Genomic DNA, 17,357 nt, shown 5'->3' with positions numbered 1-17,357 from the left:
CCCCTGACCGTGTCTCCGCCCGTCAGGAGACCGCGACCTCCGGTTCCGGCGCCACCGCCTGCTTCGGTGTCAGGACCGCGTACAGCACGCCGCCCACCAGGCCCGACAGCACGAAGCTGCAGTCGACGCCGCCGGTGAGGGCGAGCAGCGGCCCCTCGTACAGCGGCGTGGCGACCGACGCCAGTCCCACGCCCGCGCCGATCGCCCACGAGGCGGTCGCCCGCGCGTTCCACCCCGCCGTGAACCAGTACGCCCCGCCCCGCGCCCGGCGGTTGTAGACCTGCAGCGCCTCCGGGTCGTACGCGCCCCCGCACCGCGCGTGCCCGATCAGCGTGATCACCGCCCATGGCGTGCCGACCGCGGTGAGCAGCAGCACGAACGACGTCATCGCCGTCTGCGCGTCCGTGGCGAAGTGGCCCAGGAAGACGAAGGCCGTCGCGACCACCGCGACCACGAGCGTCGCCCGCGCGCGCGTCGCGCGGGGCAGGATCGCGTCCAGGTCGAGCCCCATCGAGTACAGCATCAGCCCCGCGTTGCCGACCGAGCCGGCGGTGGCCGCGAGCAGCAGCGGCACCAGGTACCAGACGGGGGAGGCGTCGACGAGCGGCCCGGCGTAGTCGAGGGCGCCGCGCGCCGCCAACGCCGTGTACGTACCGAAGAGCTGAGGGATCAGCAGACCCACCAGCAGGCCCAGACAGGTGGCTCGCCAGACGGACTTCGGGCTGTGCCGCTCGGGTGAGATGTAGCGCGTGTAGTCGCCGAGCAGCGTGATGAAGGCGACCGGGCCGCTGAGCCCGGCGGCCACCGCGGACAGCACCCAGGTCGGCCAGAACGAGCCCAGCAGGTACGGGGTCTCGGGCACCGCCGCGGTGGTGAAGTCCCCGGCGTACGCGAACAGGCCCAGCGCGAGCAGCAGGGTCATGCCGACCGCGAGGCCCTTGCTGAGCCTGAGCAGCAGCCGGTAGCCGTAGACCGCGGCGACGACCGTGCAGGCGGCGAGCACCGCGTACACGGTGGTGTGCGTGACGTCCCCGGTCGGCAGCCCCACCAGCCGGTCCAGCGTGCCCACGATCACGTCCCCGCCGATCCACAGGGTCAGCGCGGTGTAGCCGAGGGAGAGCAGCAGGCCGACGACGGAGCCGACGAGCCGTCCCCGGACGCCGAAGAAGGCGCCGCTGGAGGTGGAGAGGTTCGTCGCGGTGCGCAGCGAGACGAGGGCGAGCGGGGCGGTCACGGCGACGCCCGCGAGCGTGCCGGCGACGACGGAGGTCACCGACGCCCACAGGCCGAGGCCGAAGGAGACCGGTAGCCAGCCGAAGACGATCACGCCGAGGCAGAGGTTGGAGCCGAGGAGGATCGAGACGAGGTCACGCGGACCGCTGGTGCGTTCCTCTTCGGGGATGGTGTCGACTCCGCGCTGTTCTATCGGCATGGGGGCTCCCTGCGGGCAAGCGGACGGACAAGTTTTTGAGTGGCGCTCAATGTGGCCTACTACAACTCGGTACGTCAATCCTTGGAAGCAGCGAATTCAGCGGTTAGAGTGTCGCTCAAACAGGAGGTGTTTCTGACGTGCGACTGACCCCCACGGAGCGCGACCGGCTGCTGCTCTTCGGCGCCGCCGAGCTCGCCAGGGCCCGCCGGGCCAGGGGCCTGCGGCTGAACGTGCCCGAGGCGACCGCCCTGATCGCGGACACCGTCTGCGAGGCGGCCCGCGACGGCAAGCGGCTCGCCGAGGCGATCGAGGAGGCCCGCTCCGTCCTCGGCCCGGACGACGTGCTGCCGGGTGTGGCCGACATCGTCACCGAAGTACATGTCGAGGCCGTTTTCGACGACGGCTCGCGGCTCGCGGTCGTCTCCGACCCGATCGGCTGGGGGTCCCCCGCTGAAACCGGGGGAGGCGCTCTCGGCGAGGGCGCCCCGGGCGCCCTGCTGCCGGGCCCCGCGCGGGCCGAGCAGCGGCCCGCGCTCACCCTGACCGTCCGCAACACCGCGGCCGTCCCCGTCAGCGTCACCTCGCACTTCCACTTCTTCGAGGCCAACCCGCGGCTCGACTTCGACCGCGCCGCCGCCTACGGCATGCGGCTCGCCGTCCCGGCCGGGTCCTCGTTCCGCTTCGACCCGGGCGGCGAGGCCGAGGTCGGCCTCCTTCCCATCGGCGGCGCCCGCGTCGCCATCGGCTTCGCGGGCCTGGTCGACGGCCCGCTGGACGAGCCGGGCGCGAAGGAAGAGGCGCTGCGCAGGGCGGCTGCCTGCGGCTACCTGGGCGCGGAGTCCCCGAAGGAGGGCAACTGATGGACCCGTACGAGTACGCGTCGGTGCACGGCCCCCGTGCCGGGGACCGGGTCGTCCTGGGCGACTCCGGGCTCGTCGTCCGGGTCGAGTCGGACTCCCAGAAGCCCGGCGACGAGTTCCTCGCCGGCTTCGGCAAGACCGCCCGCGACGGCCTGCACCTCAAGGCCGCGGCCGTCCGCGAGACCTGCGACGTCGTGATCAGCAACGTCCTGGTGATCGACGCCGTCCAGGGCATCCGCAAGGTGTCCATCGGCATCCGCGAGGGCCGCATCCACGCCATCGGGCGGGCCGGCAACCCGGACACCCTCGACGGCGTCGACGTCGTCGTCGGCACCGGCACGTCGATCGTCTCCGGCGAGGGCCTGATCGCCACCGCCGGAGCCGTGGACACCCACGTCCACCTCCTGTCGCCGCGGATCATGGAAGCCTCGCTGGCCTCCGGCGTGACCACGATCATCGGCCAGGAGTTCGGCCCCGTCTGGGGCGTCGGCGTCAACTCGCCCTGGGCCCTCAAGCACGCCTTCAACGCCTTCGACGCCTGGCCCGTCAACATCGGCTTCCTCGGCCGCGGCTCCTCGTCGGACGCCGCCCCGCTCGTCGAGGCGCTCGCCGAGGGCGGCGCGTCCGGCTTCAAGGTCCACGAGGACATGGGCGCCCACACCCGCGCCCTCGACACCGCTCTGCGGGTCGCCGAGGAGCACGACGTCCAGGTCGCCCTGCACAGCGACGGCCTCAACGAGTGCCTCTCCGTCGAGGACACCCTGCGCGTCCTGGACGGCCGTACGATCCACGCCTTCCACATCGAGGGCTGCGGCGGCGGACACGTACCCAACGTCCTCAAGATGGCGGGCGTGCCGAACGTCATCGGCTCGTCCACCAACCCCACGCTGCCCTTCGGCCGCGACGCGGTCGCCGAGCACTACGGGATGATCGTCTCCGTCCACGACCTGAAGACCGACCTCCCCGGCGACGCCGCCATGGCGCGCGACCGGATCCGGGCCGGGACGATGGGAGCGGAGGACGTCCTGCACGACCTCGGCGCGATCGGGATCACCTCCTCCGACGCGCAGGGGATGGGAAGGGCCGGCGAGACCGTACGCCGGACCTTCGCCATGGCCGGGAAGATGAAGGCCGAGCTGGGCCCGCTGGAGGGCGACGGCGCGCACGACGACAACGCGCGCGTGCTGCGCTACATGGCCAAGCTCACCATCAACCCGGCGATCGCCCACGGCCTCGCCCACGAGATCGGCTCCATCGAGGTCGGCAAGATGGCCGACATCGTGCTGTGGCGGCCCGAGTTCTTCGGCGCCAAGCCCCAGATGGTGCTGAAGTCCGGCTTCCCCGCCTGGGGGGTCGTGGGCGATCCGAACGCCGCCACCGACACCTGCGAACCGCTGGTCCTCGGCCCGCTGTTCGGGGCGCACGGCGCGACCCCGGCCGACATCTCCGTCGCCTTCGTCGCCCAGGCCGCCGTCGACCTCGGCTCCGACTCGATGCCGACCCGGCGCCGCCGGGTCGCCGTCCGCGGTACGCGGGGCATCGGCCCCGGCGACCTGCTCCTCAACTCCCGTATCGGAGACGTCTCGGTCGACGGCCGGACGGGCCTGGTGTCGCTGGACGGCGACCCCATCCGCTCCGAACCGGCCGACTCCATCTCCCTCAACCGTCTCTACTTCCTCTGAGGACGCATCTCATGAGCTTCCGCATGCCGCCCGAGTGGGCCCCCCACGAGCGCACCTGGATGGCCTGGCCCGGCCCCAACCCCACCTTCACCAACGAGGAGGAGTTGGCCGAGGCGCGCGCCGCCTGGGCCTCGGTGGCCCGTGCCGTACGCCGCTTCGAGCCGGTGACGATGGTGGTCGGCCCCGGACAGCTGGACTCCGCGCGGGCCCTGCTCGGCGACTCGGTCGACCTGGTCGAGCGGGATCTGGACGACGCCTGGATGCGGGACATCGGCCCCACGTTCGTCACCGACGGGTCCGAACTCCGCGCGGTCGACTGGGTGTTCAACGGCTGGGGTGCGCAGGACTGGGCCCGCTGGGAGCACGACTCCAAGATCGCCTGCCATGTCGCGGACCTGGCCGGGGTGCCGGTGCTCCCCTCGCCGCTCGTCAACGAGGGCGGCGCGATCCACGTCGACGGCGAGGGAACGGTCCTGCTGACCGACACCGTCCAGCTCGGCGCGGGCCGCAACCCCGAGTGGACGCGCGAGCAGGTCGAGGCCGAGATCCACGCCAAGCTCGGCACGACCAAGGCGATCTGGCTCCCGCACGGCCTGACCGGGGACTACGGCCTCTACGGCACCCAGGGCCACGTCGACATCGTCGCCGCCTTCGCCAGGCCCGGCGTCGTGGTCGTCCACAGCCAGCAGGACCCGGCCCACCCCGACCACGAGCGCTCGCGCCTGTACGTCGACCTGCTGCGCGGCCAGACCGACGCCAAGGGCCGCACCCTGGAGATCGTCGAGATCCCGGCCCCCACCGTCCTGAAGGACGAGGAGGGCGACTGGGTCGACTACTCGTACATCAACCACTACCTCTGCAACGGCGGCGTGGTGCTGTGCGGCTTCGACGACCCGAACGACGAGATCGCGGCGGGCATCTTCCGCCGGCTCTTCCCGGAGCGGATCGTGACGCTGGTGGACGCGCGGGCGATCTTCGCGGGCGGGGGCGGCATCCACTGCATCACGCAGCAGCAGCCGAAGGTCTGAGCCACCCGAGGGGGGCGGGCCGCGGGCTCCCGGCGAGCCCGCGGCCGGGCGGTGGTACGCCGGGACCCCCGCGTACCCGGGGGTGCGTCCCCGGACGGAAGGTGGACGGAGCCCCCCTCAAGGCCATGAGGTAGAACGTACGAGTGACCCGCATCGACCCCGCCGGCCCCCGGCGCCGCAACCAGGCCGCCCCGCCCCGCGAGGAGCTGCTCGCCGCCGCGATGGGCACCATCGCCGAGCGCGGGCTCGACGGGCTGACCATGGCCGGGCTCGGGCGCCAGGTCGGGATGAGCAGCGGGCACCTGCTCTACTACTTCCGCACCAAGGACGAGCTGCTCCTGCAGACCCTGGAGTGGAGCGAGGGGCGGCTCGGCGCCGAGCGCAGCGCGCTGCTCTCGCGGCCCGGGACGGCCCGCGAGCGGCTCGACGGATACATCGACGTCTACGTCCCCGACGGCCCCCGCGACCCCCATTGGACCCTCTGGCTTGAGGTCTGGAACCGCTCCCAGAACGCCGACGCCGACGCCCGCGCCCGCCAGGCCGCCATCGAGGGCGCCTGGCACCGGGACCTGGTCGCGCTGATCGCCGAGGGCGTCTCGCGCGGGGAGTTCCGGCCGGTTGACCCCGACCGCTTCGCGGCCCGGATGCGGGCCCTCCTCGACGGCTTCAGCGTCCACGTCGCGGTCGGCATCCCGGGCACCGGGCGGGAGCAGGTCCTCGCCCACGTACGGGAGTTCGTGGAGGACACGCTGGTCGCGCGACCGTAAGGTGGGGGGGCGACGTGCATCCGGGGTCCCGGCCATCGCCGCGCCGCGCTCCCGGGCCTTCGCCGCGCCTACCCGTCGCCGCGCCCCCGCATGGGCGGGGGTGCCCGCATCGTGAGATCCGTGTCCCGCGCCCCGCAGGGCTGTGGCAGACTGCGGGCGTGCTTGCTACCACGATGATTATCGGCAGCAGCGCGCCGGTCCGCAGTGACCGCTGACCCGCGGCTCGATCCCCGCGGCAGTGGACACCGTGCCCCAGACCCGCGCGCAGACCTCTCGCACCCGCGAGGGGTTTTTTCGTTTTCCGGCCCCACCCACGCCGGAGACGGACCGCGCGCGAAAATGGGGGCAAGTGGAGCCAGACCTTCCGGAGCCACGTCCGACAGGAGCCAACACAGTCATGACCACGGAGACCGACGCGAGCTCGCGTCCCGACGACAGCTTCCACGTCTTCGACACCACGCTGCGCGACGGGGCGCAGCGCGAGGGGATCAACCTCACCGTCGCGGACAAGCTGACCATCGCGCGGCACCTCGACGAGTTCGGTGTGGGCTTCATCGAGGGCGGCTGGCCCGGCGCCAACCCGCGTGACACCGAGTTCTTCGCGCGCGCCCGGCAGGAGATCGACTTCCGCCACGCCCAGCTCGTCGCCTTCGGCGCGACCCGCCGGGCCGGCGGCAACGCCGCCGAGGACCCGCAGGTCAAGGCCCTCCTGGACTCCGGCGCCCCGGTGATCACCCTGGTCGCCAAGTCGCACGACCGGCACGTCGAGCTCGCGCTGCGGACCACCCTGGACGAGAACCTGGAGATGGTCCGCGACACCGTCTCCTACCTCCGTTCCCAGGGCCGCCGGGTCTTCGTCGACTGCGAGCACTTCTTCGACGGCTACAAGGCCAACCCGCAGTACGCCAAGGACGTCGTCCGCGCCGCCCACGAGGCCGGCGCCGACGTCGTGATCCTCTGCGACACCAACGGCGGCATGCTCCCCGCCCAGGTCCAGGCCGTCGTCGCCACCGTCATCGCCGACACCGGCGCCCGGCTCGGCATCCACGCCCAGGACGACACCGGCTGCGCCGTCGCCAACACGCTGGCCGCGGTCGACGCGGGCGCCACACACGTCCAGTGCACCGCCAACGGCTACGGCGAGCGCGTCGGCAACGCCAACCTCTTCCCGGTCGTCGCCGCGCTCGAGCTCAAGTACGGCAAGCGGGTGCTGCCCGAGGGCGCGCTCGCCGAGATGACCCGCATCTCGCACGCCATCGCCGAGGTCGTCAATCTGACCCCCTCCACCCACCAGCCCTACGTCGGTGTCTCCGCCTTCGCGCACAAGGCCGGACTCCACGCCTCCGCCATCAAGGTCGACCCCGACCTCTACCAGCACATCGACCCCGAACTGGTCGGCAACACCATGCGGATGCTCGTCTCCGACATGGCCGGACGCGCCTCCATCGAGCTCAAGGGCAAGGAGCTCGGCGTCGACCTCGGCGACGACCGCCGGCTGGTCGGCCGGGTCGTCGAGCGGGTCAAGGAACGCGAACTCAAGGGCTACACCTACGAGGCCGCCGACGCCTCCTTCGAGCTGCTGCTCCGCGAGGAGGCGGAGGGCAGGCCCCGCCGCTACTTCCGTACGGAGTCCTGGCGCGCGATCGTCGAGGACCGGCCCGACGGCATCCACGCCAACGAGGCGACCGTGAAGCTCTGGGCCAAGGGCGAACGGATCGTCGCCACGGCCGAGGGCAATGGCCCCGTCAACGCCCTCGACCGGGCGATGCGGGTGGCCCTGGAGCGGATCTACCCCCAGCTCGCCAAGTTCGAGCTGGTCGACTACAAGGTCCGCATCCTGGAGGGCCGCCACGGCACCGAGTCCACGACCCGCGTACTGATCACCACCAGCGACGGCAACGGCGAGTGGTCGACGGTCGGCGTCGGCGAGAACGTGATCGCCGCCTCCTGGCAGGCGCTGGAGGACGCGTTCACCTACGGGCTGCTGCGGGTCGGCATCGAACCGGCGGAGTAGCCCACGCTGTGGGCCTGCCCCGAGCGACGGGAAACGGTCTTGGTCCTCTATGTCTTGTTCGAGCCCGTTCGGGTAGCTTCGAACTATGAGGACCAGGCCGTTTCACCTTCTGTCGGCCCTCGCGGGGCTGGCACTGCTGCTGCTCCTGGTCCTGACCCCCTCCGCGGGCGCCAGGGCCACCGGGATCTCCGAGGCCGCCGCGGCCCTGAAGCAGGGTCCGGTGTACGTCCATCCAGGCGCCGCCGACCAGCTCTCGCGGGCCGACGCGGACGCCCTCGCCCAGAAGATCAAGGACGCGGACAAGCCGCTCTTCGTGGCCGTGCTGCCGGCGAACGAGGAGTTCCCGCCCGAGAACCTGCTCCGCAATCTGCGCACCGAGACCGGAGTGACCGGCCTCTACGCCGTCCGCCTCGGTGACGGCTTCAACGCCGCCGCGGACTCCTCCGTGCTGTCCCGTGACGCCGTGCAGAACCTGATCACAGCCGTACGGCAGCCCGGCGTCGACGCCGAGACCGAGCTGAACAACTTCGTCGACCAGGCCCTGCCCACCCTGCGCGGCTCCGCCCCCGCCTCCTGGGGAGACGTGGGCCCCGACAGCGGTGTCCCGGTCGCCGGTCTGGTGACCCTCGGCGCGGTCGCCGCCGCGGGCGGTGCGAGCGCGTACGCGGTCGTCCGCCGCAACCGGCTCCGCAAGGAGGCCGAGGAGCGCGCGGCCCTCGACCGGCTCCGGGTCGTCGTCGACGAGGACATCACCGCCTTCGGCGAGGAGCTCGACCGCCTCGACTTCCACCCGGCCGAGCCCGGCGCCGACGACGCCATGCGCGGCGACTACGAACGCGCTCTCGACTCCTACGACAAGGCCAAGTCCCTCATGGGCTCCGCCAGGCACCCGCACGACGTCCGGGCCGTGACCCAGGCCCTGGAGGACGGCCGCTGGTCCCTCGCCGTCCTGGCCGCCCGCCGCGAGCGGCGGCCGCTGCCCGAGCGCCGGCCGCCCTGCTTCTTCGACCCGCGGCACGGCCCGGCCTCCGAGGACCGGACCTGGACCCCGGTCGGCGGCGCCGCCCGCCAGGTCCCGGTCTGCGCCGCCGACGCCGCCCGCCTCGACGACGGCCGGGACCCCATGGCCCGTACGGTCGAGACCGACGGCGGCCGCCGCCCGTACTGGGAGGCGGGACCGGCGTACGGCCCCTGGGCGGGCGGCTACTTCGGCGGCGGTCTGCTTCCCGGCCTGCTGGTCGGCACCATGCTCGGCTCGATGCTCTCCACCCCGGCCTACGCGGGCGAGTACGGCGGCTCGGAGTTCGAGGGCGGGGACTTCTCCGGCGCCGACTTCAGCTCCGGTGACTTCGGGTCGAGCGACTTCGGTGGCGGCGGCGGGTTCGGGGACTTCGGTGGCGGTGGGGACTTCGGCGGCGGGTTCTAGGGGGTGTCTCGCCACCTGACGGGCGGATGTCCGTTCACATCAGCGGCTTCACCGACATCAGCAGATGGCGGTGGGCCGCGCCCTCCCCGTCCGTGATCAGCGCGCGCTGGCCCGGGCCGAGCAGATGGAAACGGACCGATCCGGTGCCGAACGACCCGAGCGCGTCCAGGAGATAGCCGGGGTTGAAGGCGACCGTCACCGACTCCGCCCCGGTCAGCGCCGCCGGAAGCCGCTGCGAGGCCACGTCGTCCTCGTACCCCGCCTGGAGATGGACGGCGTCGCCGGTGAAGGCCAGCTGCACCGGGCTGTCGCCCTCCGCGACCACCGCGACCCGCTTCACGGCCTCGACCAGCGGCACCCGGTCCGTCCGCGCGACGGCGTGGTCGCCGAGGGCGAAGAGCTTGTCGTGACGGGGGAGGCGACCGTCGAGCAGGCGGGTCGTCGTCCGCGTCCCCTCGCCCTCGAAGCCGATCGAACCGCCGTCCAGGGCGAGCCGAACGGCACCGGCCCCGGCGAGCGAGCGGGCGATCTCGGTCAGCCGACGCGCCGGCACCACGACATCGGTCTCCCCAGCCTCCCCCGTCTCCCCGGAGGAGGGCTCCGGCTTCCACTCCAGCGTCCGGACCGCGTAGCGGTAGCGGTCGGTCGCGGCCAGCGTCATCTCCGTACCGTCGAGCGCGAGCCGTACGCCCGTCAGGACCGGCAGCGAGTCGTCCCGGCCCGCGGCCACCGCCACCTGCCCGACCGCCGTCGCGAACGCCTCGGCGTCCACCACGCCCCGGAACGCGGGCAGCGCCGGCTGCACCGGATAGTCCTCCAGCGGCAGCAGAGAGAGCCCGAACCGGGCGTCCCCACCGGTCACCGCGAGCCGGGCCCCCTCGACCGCGCACTCCACCGGCCCCCTCGGCAGGACCTTGCAGATGTCGAGCAACCGCCGTCCCAGCACCAGGGCCCGGCCCGGCGCGACCGTGTCCGCCTCGACCTCGATGCGTGCCGACGCCTCGTAGTCGAGACCGGAGACGCGCAGCAGGCCGTCGCCCCGCGCCTCCAGGAGGAGCCCGCCGAGCACCGGCACGGGCGACCGGGCGGGCAGGACGCGGGCGGCCCAGGCCACGGCGTCGGTCAACACACTGCTGTCGATACGGAGTTCCATGCCGCCGACGCTAGCGGCCCCCACTGACAACGCCCCCGGGAACGCCGAGCGCCCGCCCTTCCGCTGTCGCGGAGGGCGGGCGCGCTCGTGTGGCGGGGCGTTCCGAGGTGGTCAGGCGGCGTTCTTGATCGCGGAGATGTCGAAGTTCAGCTTCACCTTGTCGCTGACCATGACGCCGCCGGTCTCCAGCGCCGCGTTCCAGGTCAGGCCCCAGTCGGAGCGCAGGATCTCGGCCGAGCCCTCGAAGCCGACGCGCTCGTTGCCGTAGACGTCGGTGGCCGCGCCGTTGAACTCCAGGTCGATGGAGAGCGGGCGCGTGACGTCCTTGATCGTGAGGTCACCGGTGACGCGGTACAGGTCGCCGCCCAGCTGCTCGGCCCTGGTGGAGCGGAAGGACATCAGCGGGAAGCGCTCGGCGTCGAAGAAGTCGCCGCTGCGCAGGTGGCCGTCGCGGTCGGCGATGCCCGTGTCGATGGAGGCGATCCTGACGTCGATCGAGGCGGTGGAGGCGCCCGGGTTCGACCCGTCGAGCGTCAGCGTGCCCTCGTGCTCGGCGAAGGTGCCGCGCACATTGGTGACCATCGCGTGGCGGACGGTGAAGCCGATGCTGCTGTGGGCCGGGTCGATGGTGTAGTCGCCGGTCAGGGCGGCCAGGGCCGGGTCGACGGGGAGGGTGGCGACGGCGGTGGTGGTGGCGGTCTCGTTCTTGCGGCCGAAGATGCCCATGACGTGCTCCTTGAGGGGGGACGAGCGTGCGAGGTTGTTTAACCTTCAACGACATCGACAGTAACCCCATTCAGTTCAAGTTTCAACATCTTGGCCGGAGGATCACCCGGACGGACGCTTGGACTAACCGAAGAGGGTTGTTGGACTGGTGCGGCCCGGGGCCCGCGATCTCGTTGACGGTGCCGCGCGCCACGGGCCAACTAGTGGCCATGTCCCTCCCCAAGCCCCTTCCCCGGCCCCTGCCCGGGTCGCGACGCCTCCGCGCGGCCGGTGCCCTCGCCGCCGCCTCGTCCGTCGTGGTCGCCCTGGCGGGACCGTCCCTCGCCGACGTCCCCGGCCCACTGGCGGCCGCCTCCGCCGCCTCCGCCACGTCCCTCATCGGCTCCGACCAGCTCTCCGTCGCCGTCGCCCGGGACTTCCCGCGCGTCGTCTCGTACACCGACCGCGCTACCGGCGCCCGCCTCCTCGGCAGTACGGCCCCGGTGACCCGGATCGTCCTCAACGGCACGGCGTACGAGGTCGAGGTCAAGGCCGCCCCCGTCCTCACGCCCGCCGCCGCCGCGTACACCCTGGCCTTCCCCGCCCTGCCCGGAGTCGAGATCGACGCGACCCTGAGCGTCAGCGGCCGCGCCACCACCTTCAAGGTCACCGCCGTCCGCGACACCGAGGCCTTCCGCGTCGGCACCCTCGACATACCCGGCCACGACCTCGTCTCCGTCGGCTCCTCCGACGGCGGCGCGGAGACCGCCTTCACCCGGCTCGACCCCGACTCCACCCGGACCGCCGACGTCTTCACGAAGGTCACCGACGCCACCCCCGCCGAGGCCGCCCCGACCGGCGCCAGCTACGCGATCGTCAACACCGGCTCCCTCGCCGCCGCCGTCGAGTCGAACTCCAGCTACGACAAGCCCTCCGGCCCGAGCGCCCGCGACGGCGCCCGCTTCTGGCACCAGGCGCGGAAGAACGGCACCGAGACCCGCGTCGGCGTCTGGTCCGGCCAATGGACCTACCGGGGCGCCGGCGCGCCCGCCCCCGAGAGCGGCGCCGACCTGCCCTGGGCCAAGGTCGTCGTCACCCCCGACGCCAACGCCGACGGGCGGACCGACTGGCAGGACGGCGCCCTGGCCTTCCCCGCGATCGGGATGAAGGCCCCCGGCAGCGACGCGACCCCGGACCGGGTGATCGCCCACATCCCGTTCAACTTCGCCAGCAACGCCACCCACCCCTTCCTGCGCACCCTCGACGATGTCAAGCGCATCTCGCTCGCCACCGACGCCCTCGGCCAGTTCGCCCTGCTCAAGGGGTACGGCTCCGAGGGTCACGACTCCGCCCACCCCGACTACGGCGGTAACCACAACAAGCGCGCCGGCGGACTCAAGGACCTCAACACCCTGCTCAGGGAAGGCAAGAAGTGGGGCGCGGGCTTCGGCGTCCACGTCAACGCCACCGAGTCCTACCCGGAGGCGAAGAACTTCAGCGAGACCCTCGTCGACAGGACCAGGCCCGGCTGGAACTGGCTCAACCAGAGCTACTACATCGACCAGCGCCGGGACGTCAACAGCGGCGACCTCGCCCGCCGCTTCCAGCAACTGCGCGACGAGACCGACCCCAACCTGTCGATGCTCTACATCGACGTCTACTACACCCACGGCTGGATCGCGGACAAGACCGTGCGGGCCGTCCAGGCGCAGGGCTGGAACATCGCCACCGAGTGGTCCGAGAAGTTCGAGCGCGCCTCCCTCTGGTCCCACTGGGCCAACGACCTGGACTACGGCGGCGCCACCAACAAGGGCCTGAACTCCCAGATCATCCGGTTCATCCGCAACGGCGAGAAGGACATCTGGAACAACCACCCGGTCCTCGGCCAGACCGCCCTCGAAGACTTCGAGGGCTGGACCGGCGAGACCGACTGGAACCGCTTCTACGCCAACATCTGGCAGAAGAACCTGCCCGCCAAGTACCTCCAGCAGCAGAGGATCACCCGCTGGAACGGCGACGACCTCACCTTCACCGGCGGCGTGCGCGGCACCCTGGAGAGCGGCCGCCGCACCTTCTACGACCACGGCCGCAAGGTCCTCGACGGCGAGAACTACCTCCTGCCCTGGGACGGCGGCAGGAAGCTCTACCACTACAACAAGGCGGGCGGCAGGACCACATGGGCGGTGCCGGGCACCGGCCCGTACACCGTCCACAAGCTCACCGACAACGGCCGGGTGAAGACCGCGACCGTACGGCCCGTCGGCGGCAGGATCACCCTCGACGCCGTCGCCGGACAGCCCTACGTCCTCTACCCGCAACGGGCCCCCGAGCCGCGTGACCCGCGCTGGGGCGAGGGCACCCCGGTCAAGGACCCCGGCTTCAACGACCGCAACCTCGCCGCCTGGACGAAGACCGGCACGGTCACCCGCGACACCGACGACCACGGCCGCAACAGCGCGAAGCTCACCGGATCGGCCACCACCTCCGTACGCCAGCAGCTCACCGGACTGACCCCAGGCAAGCGGTACACCGCCTCCGCGCTGATCGAGGTCGAGCCCGGGAAGACCCGCCCGACCACGCTCTCCGTCGCAGGCCGGTCCGTCACCGTCGCGCGCTCGTCCCTCGAGGACCGGGTCGCCGCCTCCGACTGGAACGGCACCCGCCTCCAGCGCGCCAAGGTCACCTTCACCGCCCCGGCCGGCGGGAGGGCGACCCTGAGGATCGAGGCCGCCGGGGGCAGCGCCGCCACCGTCCGGGCCGACGACGTCCGCGTCGTCGCCAACGACCCGGCGACCAAGGCCGGCGCGGCGGTGTACGAGGACTTCGAGGCCGTCGACCAGGGCTGGGGCCCCTTCCTCAAGGGCGACTCCGGCGGTACGACCGACCCGCGCACCCACATCGCCCAACTGCACGCCCCCTACACGCAGTCCGGCTGGAACGGAAAGCTGATCGACGACGTCATCGGCGGCGCCGAGTCCCTCAAGTCGCACGAGGAGAACACCGGCCTGGTCTACCGGACCGCGCCCTGGACCGTCCCCATGAAGGACGGGCACGCCTACCGCGTGGAGTACGCCTACCAGTCCAGCCACGCGGGCGCCTACGAGTGGGTCACCGGGTACGACCGCGTGCACGGGAACGGCGGCTCGGTCGAGACCCGCAGGACCCCCCTCGGCGAGCAGCGGACCACCGGGCACTTCTCGGAGACGGTGACGGCCGGCTGCGGCGACACGTGGACCGGACTGCGCAAGCGCGGCGACGCACCCGACGGAGCCGACTTCGTCCTCGACTCCTTCACCGTCACCGACCTGGGTCCGGCCGCGCAGAAGCCCGCCTGCGGCACGCTCGCCGTCACCGCCCCGGACGCCCTGGTGCCCGGCCGGGCCAACGAGGTCACGGCCACCTTCGCCAACGACGAGGCGAGTTCGGTCGGCGACGCCCGGGCGACGCTCACCCTGCCCGAGGGCTGGACCGCCGAGCCGGCCGCCCCCGTCGCCCTCCAGATTGTCGCGGCGGGCGCCAGGACCACCGCGACGTGGAAGGTGACACCCCCGGCGGACGCCGCCCACCGTTCGTACCCCCTGGGCTCCACCGTCACGTACACCGTCGGGGGCGAGCCCAGGAAGCTGACCGCCACCGCCTCCGTCCGTACGCTGCCCCCGCCGCCCACCACCGACAGCTGGGCGAGCGACCTGGACTGGATCTCGGCCACCAACGGCTGGGGGCCGGTCGAGCGCGACCTCTCCAACGGCGAGACGGGCACCGGCGACGGCGGCCCGCTGCGTATCGGGGGAGTGACCTACGCCAAGGGCCTGGGCACCCACGCCCCGTCCCGGGTCCGCTACCACCTCGGCGGCAGGTGCACCTCCCTCACCGCCGAGGTCGGCGTGGACGACGTCCAGACGACCCGGGGCACCGTCCGCTTCAGCGTCCTCGCCGACGGTACGGAGCAGGCCGCCTCGCCGGTCCTCAAGGCGACCGACCCGGCCTGGTCCCTCACCGCCGACGTCACGGGCGCCGACTTCGTCGACCTCGTCGTCACGGACGGCGGCGACGGCACCGGCAACGACCACGCCGACTGGGGGAACGCCCGCTTCCACTGCGGCTGACCGGGCCGGCCGCCCCGGATCCCCGGCGGGCCGGTACGGTGCGCGTACCGGCCCGAGCCGCCCACCGTTGCGAGACCCCGTCGCGGTGGTTGTGTAAGAATCCTACAAACACAAGGGGTCTCCCGCTGTCGACTCGTGCCGGGGGCGGTGCGGTTCTGTCCAGCCCCACCAGGAATCGACGCGGGAGACTGTACGGAGTGGACGGCGGGATTTCCTTGGTCGACTTCGTAGGGTCGGTACATGACCGTTGTGGACCAGATCCCGAGCGAGCCGACTGACGCCCGTGGCCGTGTGGCCGAACTGCACGCCCTGCGCGAGGAGGCTCGGCGCGGCCCCAGTGACCGGGCGACCGAGGCCCAGCACGCCAAGGGCAAGCTGACCGCTCGCGAGCGGATCGAGCTGCTGCTCGACCCCGGTTCCTTCAACGAGGTCGAGCAGCTGCGCCGGCACCGCGCCCAGGGCTTCGGCCTGGAGGCGAAGAAGCCGTACACCGACGGTGTCGTCACCGGCTGGGGCACGGTCGAGGGCCGCACGGTCTTCGTCTACGCCCACGACTTCCGGATCTTCGGCGGCGCGCTGGGCGAGGCCCACGCCACCAAGATCCACAAGATCATGGACATGGCCATCGCGGCCGGCGCCCCGCTCGTCTCGCTGAACGACGGCGCGGGCGCCCGGATCCAGGAGGGCGTCTCCGCCCTCGCCGGCTACGGCGGCATCTTCCAGCGCAATACCCGCGCCTCGGGCGTCATCCCGCAGATCAGCGTGATGCTCGGCCCGTGCGCGGGCGGCGCGGCCTACAGCCCCGCCCTCACCGACTTCGTCTTCATGGTCCGCGAGACCTCGCAGATGTTCATCACCGGACCGGACGTCGTCAAGGCCGTCACCGGTGAGGAGATCACCCAGAACGGCCTCGGCGGCGCCGACGTCCACGCCGAGACCAGCGGCGTCGCACACTTCGCGTACGACGACGAGGAGACCTGCATCGCCGAGGTGCGCTACCTGCTGTCGATGCTCCCGCAGAACAACCGCGAGAACCCGCCGACCGTCGCGTCCGAGGACCCGGCCGACCGCCGCTCGGACGTCCTGCTCGACCTGGTGCCCGCCGACGGCAACCGTCCGTACGACATGCACAAGGTGATCGAGGAGCTCGTCGACGACGGCGACTACCTGGAGATCCACGAGCGCTGGGCCCGCAACATCATCTGCGCGCTGGCCCGGTTCGACGGCCAGGTCGTCGGCATCGTCGCCAACCAGCCGCAGTCGCTGGCCGGTGTCCTGGACATCGAGGCGTCCGAGAAGGCCGCACGATTCGTCCAGATGTGCGATGCTTTCAATATCCCGATCATCACCCTTTTGGACGTACCCGGCTTTCTGCCGGGCGTGGACCAGGAGCACGGTGGAATCATCCGCCACGGCGCGAAGCTGCTGTACGCGTACTGCAACGCGACCGTGCCCCGGATCTCGCTGATCCTGCGCAAGGCGTACGGCGGCGCCTACATCGTCATGGACTCCCAGTCCATCGGCGCCGACCTGACGTACGCCTGGCCCACCAACGAAATCGCGGTGATGGGCGCCGAAGGTGCCGCCAACGTCATCTTCCGCAAGCAGATCGCCGAGGCCGAGGACTCCGAGGCCATGCGGGCCCGCATGGTCAAGGAGTACAAGGCCGAGCTGATGCACCCCTACTACGCCGCGGAGCGCGGCCTGGTCGACGACGTGATCGACCCCGCCGAGACGCGGGAGGTCCTCATCCGGTCCCTCGCCATGCTCCGCACCAAGCACGCCGACCTGCCGTCCCGCAAGCACGGCAACCCGCCTCAGTAAGAGGAGACCTTCGTGACCATGCCCGCCAACCTTCTCCGAGTCGAGAAGGGCCACGCCGACCCCGAGGAGCTGGCCGCCATCACCGCGGTCCTGCTCGCCCGCGCGGCCGCCCAGCCCGCCGACGCCCCGACGTCCGCCCGCTCCACCGCCGGCTGGCGCCGCCTGGAGCGCCAGTCGGGCTTCCGCCCCTCCCACTCCTGGCAGGGCTGAGCCCACAGGGCACCGAAGGCCCCCCGCTCCTCATGGAGCGGGGGGCCTTCGCCGTTGTCCCAGTACGCCCCCGCGCGCCGTGACGCGCCCTCGGTGGACGCCAAGAAGCCCCGCGCACCGGGCGGTGCGGCGGGGCTCCTTCACACCTCG

The 17,357-nt window shown here is 72.1% G+C and carries 12 protein-coding genes; 9 read left to right on the top strand and 3 right to left on the bottom strand.

The genetic code is table 11. The features are described 5' to 3' along the window. Positions 1 to 22: 22 nt before the first annotated feature. Complete coding sequence (locus tag ACIRB4_RS26250) at positions 23 to 1,432, bottom strand: cytosine permease (protein WP_403294622.1); 1,410 nt, start codon at positions 1,430 to 1,432, stop codon at positions 23 to 25. A gap of 137 nt (positions 1,433 to 1,569) precedes the next feature. Here ACIRB4_RS26250 and ureA point away from each other — a divergent pair, with 137 nt between their 5' ends. The 6 genes from ureA to ACIRB4_RS26220 all read left to right on the top strand — a co-directional run bounded on the left by ureA (position 1,570) and on the right by ACIRB4_RS26220 (position 9,209). Further along, the gene (gene ureA, locus ACIRB4_RS26245; protein ID WP_403294620.1) at positions 1,570 to 2,292 is read left to right on the top strand and encodes an urease subunit gamma; all 723 of its coding nucleotides are present in this window, start codon (positions 1,570 to 1,572) and stop codon (positions 2,290 to 2,292) included. Then, entirely contained in the window at positions 2,292 to 3,974 is a 1,683-nt protein-coding gene (locus ACIRB4_RS26240) for an urease subunit alpha (protein ID WP_403294619.1), read from the top strand. The genes ureA and ACIRB4_RS26240 overlap by 1 nt, the downstream gene beginning before the upstream one ends. A gap of 11 nt (positions 3,975 to 3,985) precedes the next feature. Continuing rightward, complete coding sequence (locus ACIRB4_RS26235) at positions 3,986 to 5,002, top strand: agmatine/peptidylarginine deiminase (RefSeq protein ID WP_403294618.1); 1,017 nt, start codon at positions 3,986 to 3,988, stop codon at positions 5,000 to 5,002. A 206-nt stretch (positions 5,003 to 5,208) separates the two neighbouring features. Continuing rightward, entirely contained in the window at positions 5,209 to 5,769 is a 561-nt protein-coding gene (locus ACIRB4_RS26230) for a TetR/AcrR family transcriptional regulator (protein WP_403294722.1), read from the top strand. Between the two features lie 397 nt (positions 5,770 to 6,166). Beyond that, entirely contained in the window at positions 6,167 to 7,783 is a 1,617-nt protein-coding gene (gene cimA, locus ACIRB4_RS26225) for a citramalate synthase (RefSeq protein ID WP_403294617.1), read from the top strand. Positions 7,784 to 7,868: 85 nt separating this feature from the next. Continuing rightward, positions 7,869 to 9,209, top strand: coding sequence for a hypothetical protein (locus ACIRB4_RS26220; RefSeq protein WP_403294616.1), 1,341 nt, complete (start codon positions 7,869 to 7,871; stop codon positions 9,207 to 9,209). Positions 9,210 to 9,243: 34 nt separating this feature from the next. On the opposite strand, the gene dnaN is transcribed toward ACIRB4_RS26220, so the two are convergent. After that, positions 9,244 to 10,362, bottom strand: coding sequence for a DNA polymerase III subunit beta (gene dnaN, locus ACIRB4_RS26215; RefSeq protein WP_403294615.1), 1,119 nt, complete (start codon positions 10,360 to 10,362; stop codon positions 9,244 to 9,246). A 111-nt stretch (positions 10,363 to 10,473) separates the two neighbouring features. Beyond that, positions 10,474 to 11,088 carry a YceI family protein gene (locus ACIRB4_RS26210; RefSeq protein ID WP_403294614.1) on the bottom strand — a complete coding sequence of 205 codons (615 nt, stop codon included), beginning with the start codon at positions 11,086 to 11,088 and terminating at the stop codon, positions 10,474 to 10,476. 209 nt (positions 11,089 to 11,297) lie between these two features. Between ACIRB4_RS26210 and ACIRB4_RS26205 the strand changes: the two genes are divergently transcribed. The 3 genes from ACIRB4_RS26205 (at position 11,298) to ACIRB4_RS26195 (ending at position 17,207) form a co-directional block, all read left to right on the top strand. Next, positions 11,298 to 15,173 carry an endo-alpha-N-acetylgalactosaminidase family protein gene (locus tag ACIRB4_RS26205; protein ID WP_403294612.1) on the top strand — a complete coding sequence of 1,292 codons (3,876 nt, stop codon included), beginning with the start codon at positions 11,298 to 11,300 and terminating at the stop codon, positions 15,171 to 15,173. A gap of 240 nt (positions 15,174 to 15,413) precedes the next feature. Then, on the top strand, positions 15,414 to 16,997 hold the full coding sequence (locus ACIRB4_RS26200; protein WP_403294611.1) for an acyl-CoA carboxylase subunit beta: 1,584 nt from the start codon (positions 15,414 to 15,416) through the stop codon (positions 16,995 to 16,997). 18 nt (positions 16,998 to 17,015) lie between these two features. Then, the gene (locus tag ACIRB4_RS26195; protein WP_403294721.1) at positions 17,016 to 17,207 is read left to right on the top strand and encodes an acyl-CoA carboxylase subunit epsilon; all 192 of its coding nucleotides are present in this window, start codon (positions 17,016 to 17,018) and stop codon (positions 17,205 to 17,207) included. The last annotated feature ends 150 nt before the right edge of the window (positions 17,208 to 17,357 follow it).

Origin of the sequence: Streptomyces sp. NPDC093600, from assembly GCF_044764755.1 — a bacterium.
Classification (GTDB): Bacteria; Actinomycetota; Actinomycetes; order Streptomycetales; family Streptomycetaceae; genus Streptomyces.
This window is presented reverse-complemented; position numbering and strand designations above follow the sequence as displayed.

Bases quoted from the DNA above. Each gene is read 5' to 3' on its own strand.
- ACIRB4_RS26220 (WP_403294616.1), top strand. From the start codon at position 7,869: ATGAGGACCAGGCCGTTTCACCTTCTGTCGGCCCTCGCGGGGCTGGCA.
- ACIRB4_RS26210 (WP_403294614.1), bottom strand. From the start codon at position 11,088: ATGGGCATCTTCGGCCGCAAGAACGAGACCGCCACCACCACCGCCGTC.
- ACIRB4_RS26250 (WP_403294622.1), bottom strand. From the start codon at position 1,432: ATGCCGATAGAACAGCGCGGAGTCGACACCATCCCCGAAGAGGAACGC.
- dnaN (WP_403294615.1), bottom strand. From the start codon at position 10,362: ATGGAACTCCGTATCGACAGCAGTGTGTTGACCGACGCCGTGGCCTGG.
- ACIRB4_RS26205 (WP_403294612.1), top strand. From the start codon at position 11,298: ATGTCCCTCCCCAAGCCCCTTCCCCGGCCCCTGCCCGGGTCGCGACGC.
- ACIRB4_RS26195 (WP_403294721.1), top strand. From the start codon at position 17,016: ATGCCCGCCAACCTTCTCCGAGTCGAGAAGGGCCACGCCGACCCCGAG.
- ACIRB4_RS26240 (WP_403294619.1), top strand. From the start codon at position 2,292: ATGGACCCGTACGAGTACGCGTCGGTGCACGGCCCCCGTGCCGGGGAC.
- ACIRB4_RS26235 (WP_403294618.1), top strand. From the start codon at position 3,986: ATGAGCTTCCGCATGCCGCCCGAGTGGGCCCCCCACGAGCGCACCTGG.
- ACIRB4_RS26200 (WP_403294611.1), top strand. From the start codon at position 15,414: ATGACCGTTGTGGACCAGATCCCGAGCGAGCCGACTGACGCCCGTGGC.
- cimA (WP_403294617.1), top strand. From the start codon at position 6,167: ATGACCACGGAGACCGACGCGAGCTCGCGTCCCGACGACAGCTTCCAC.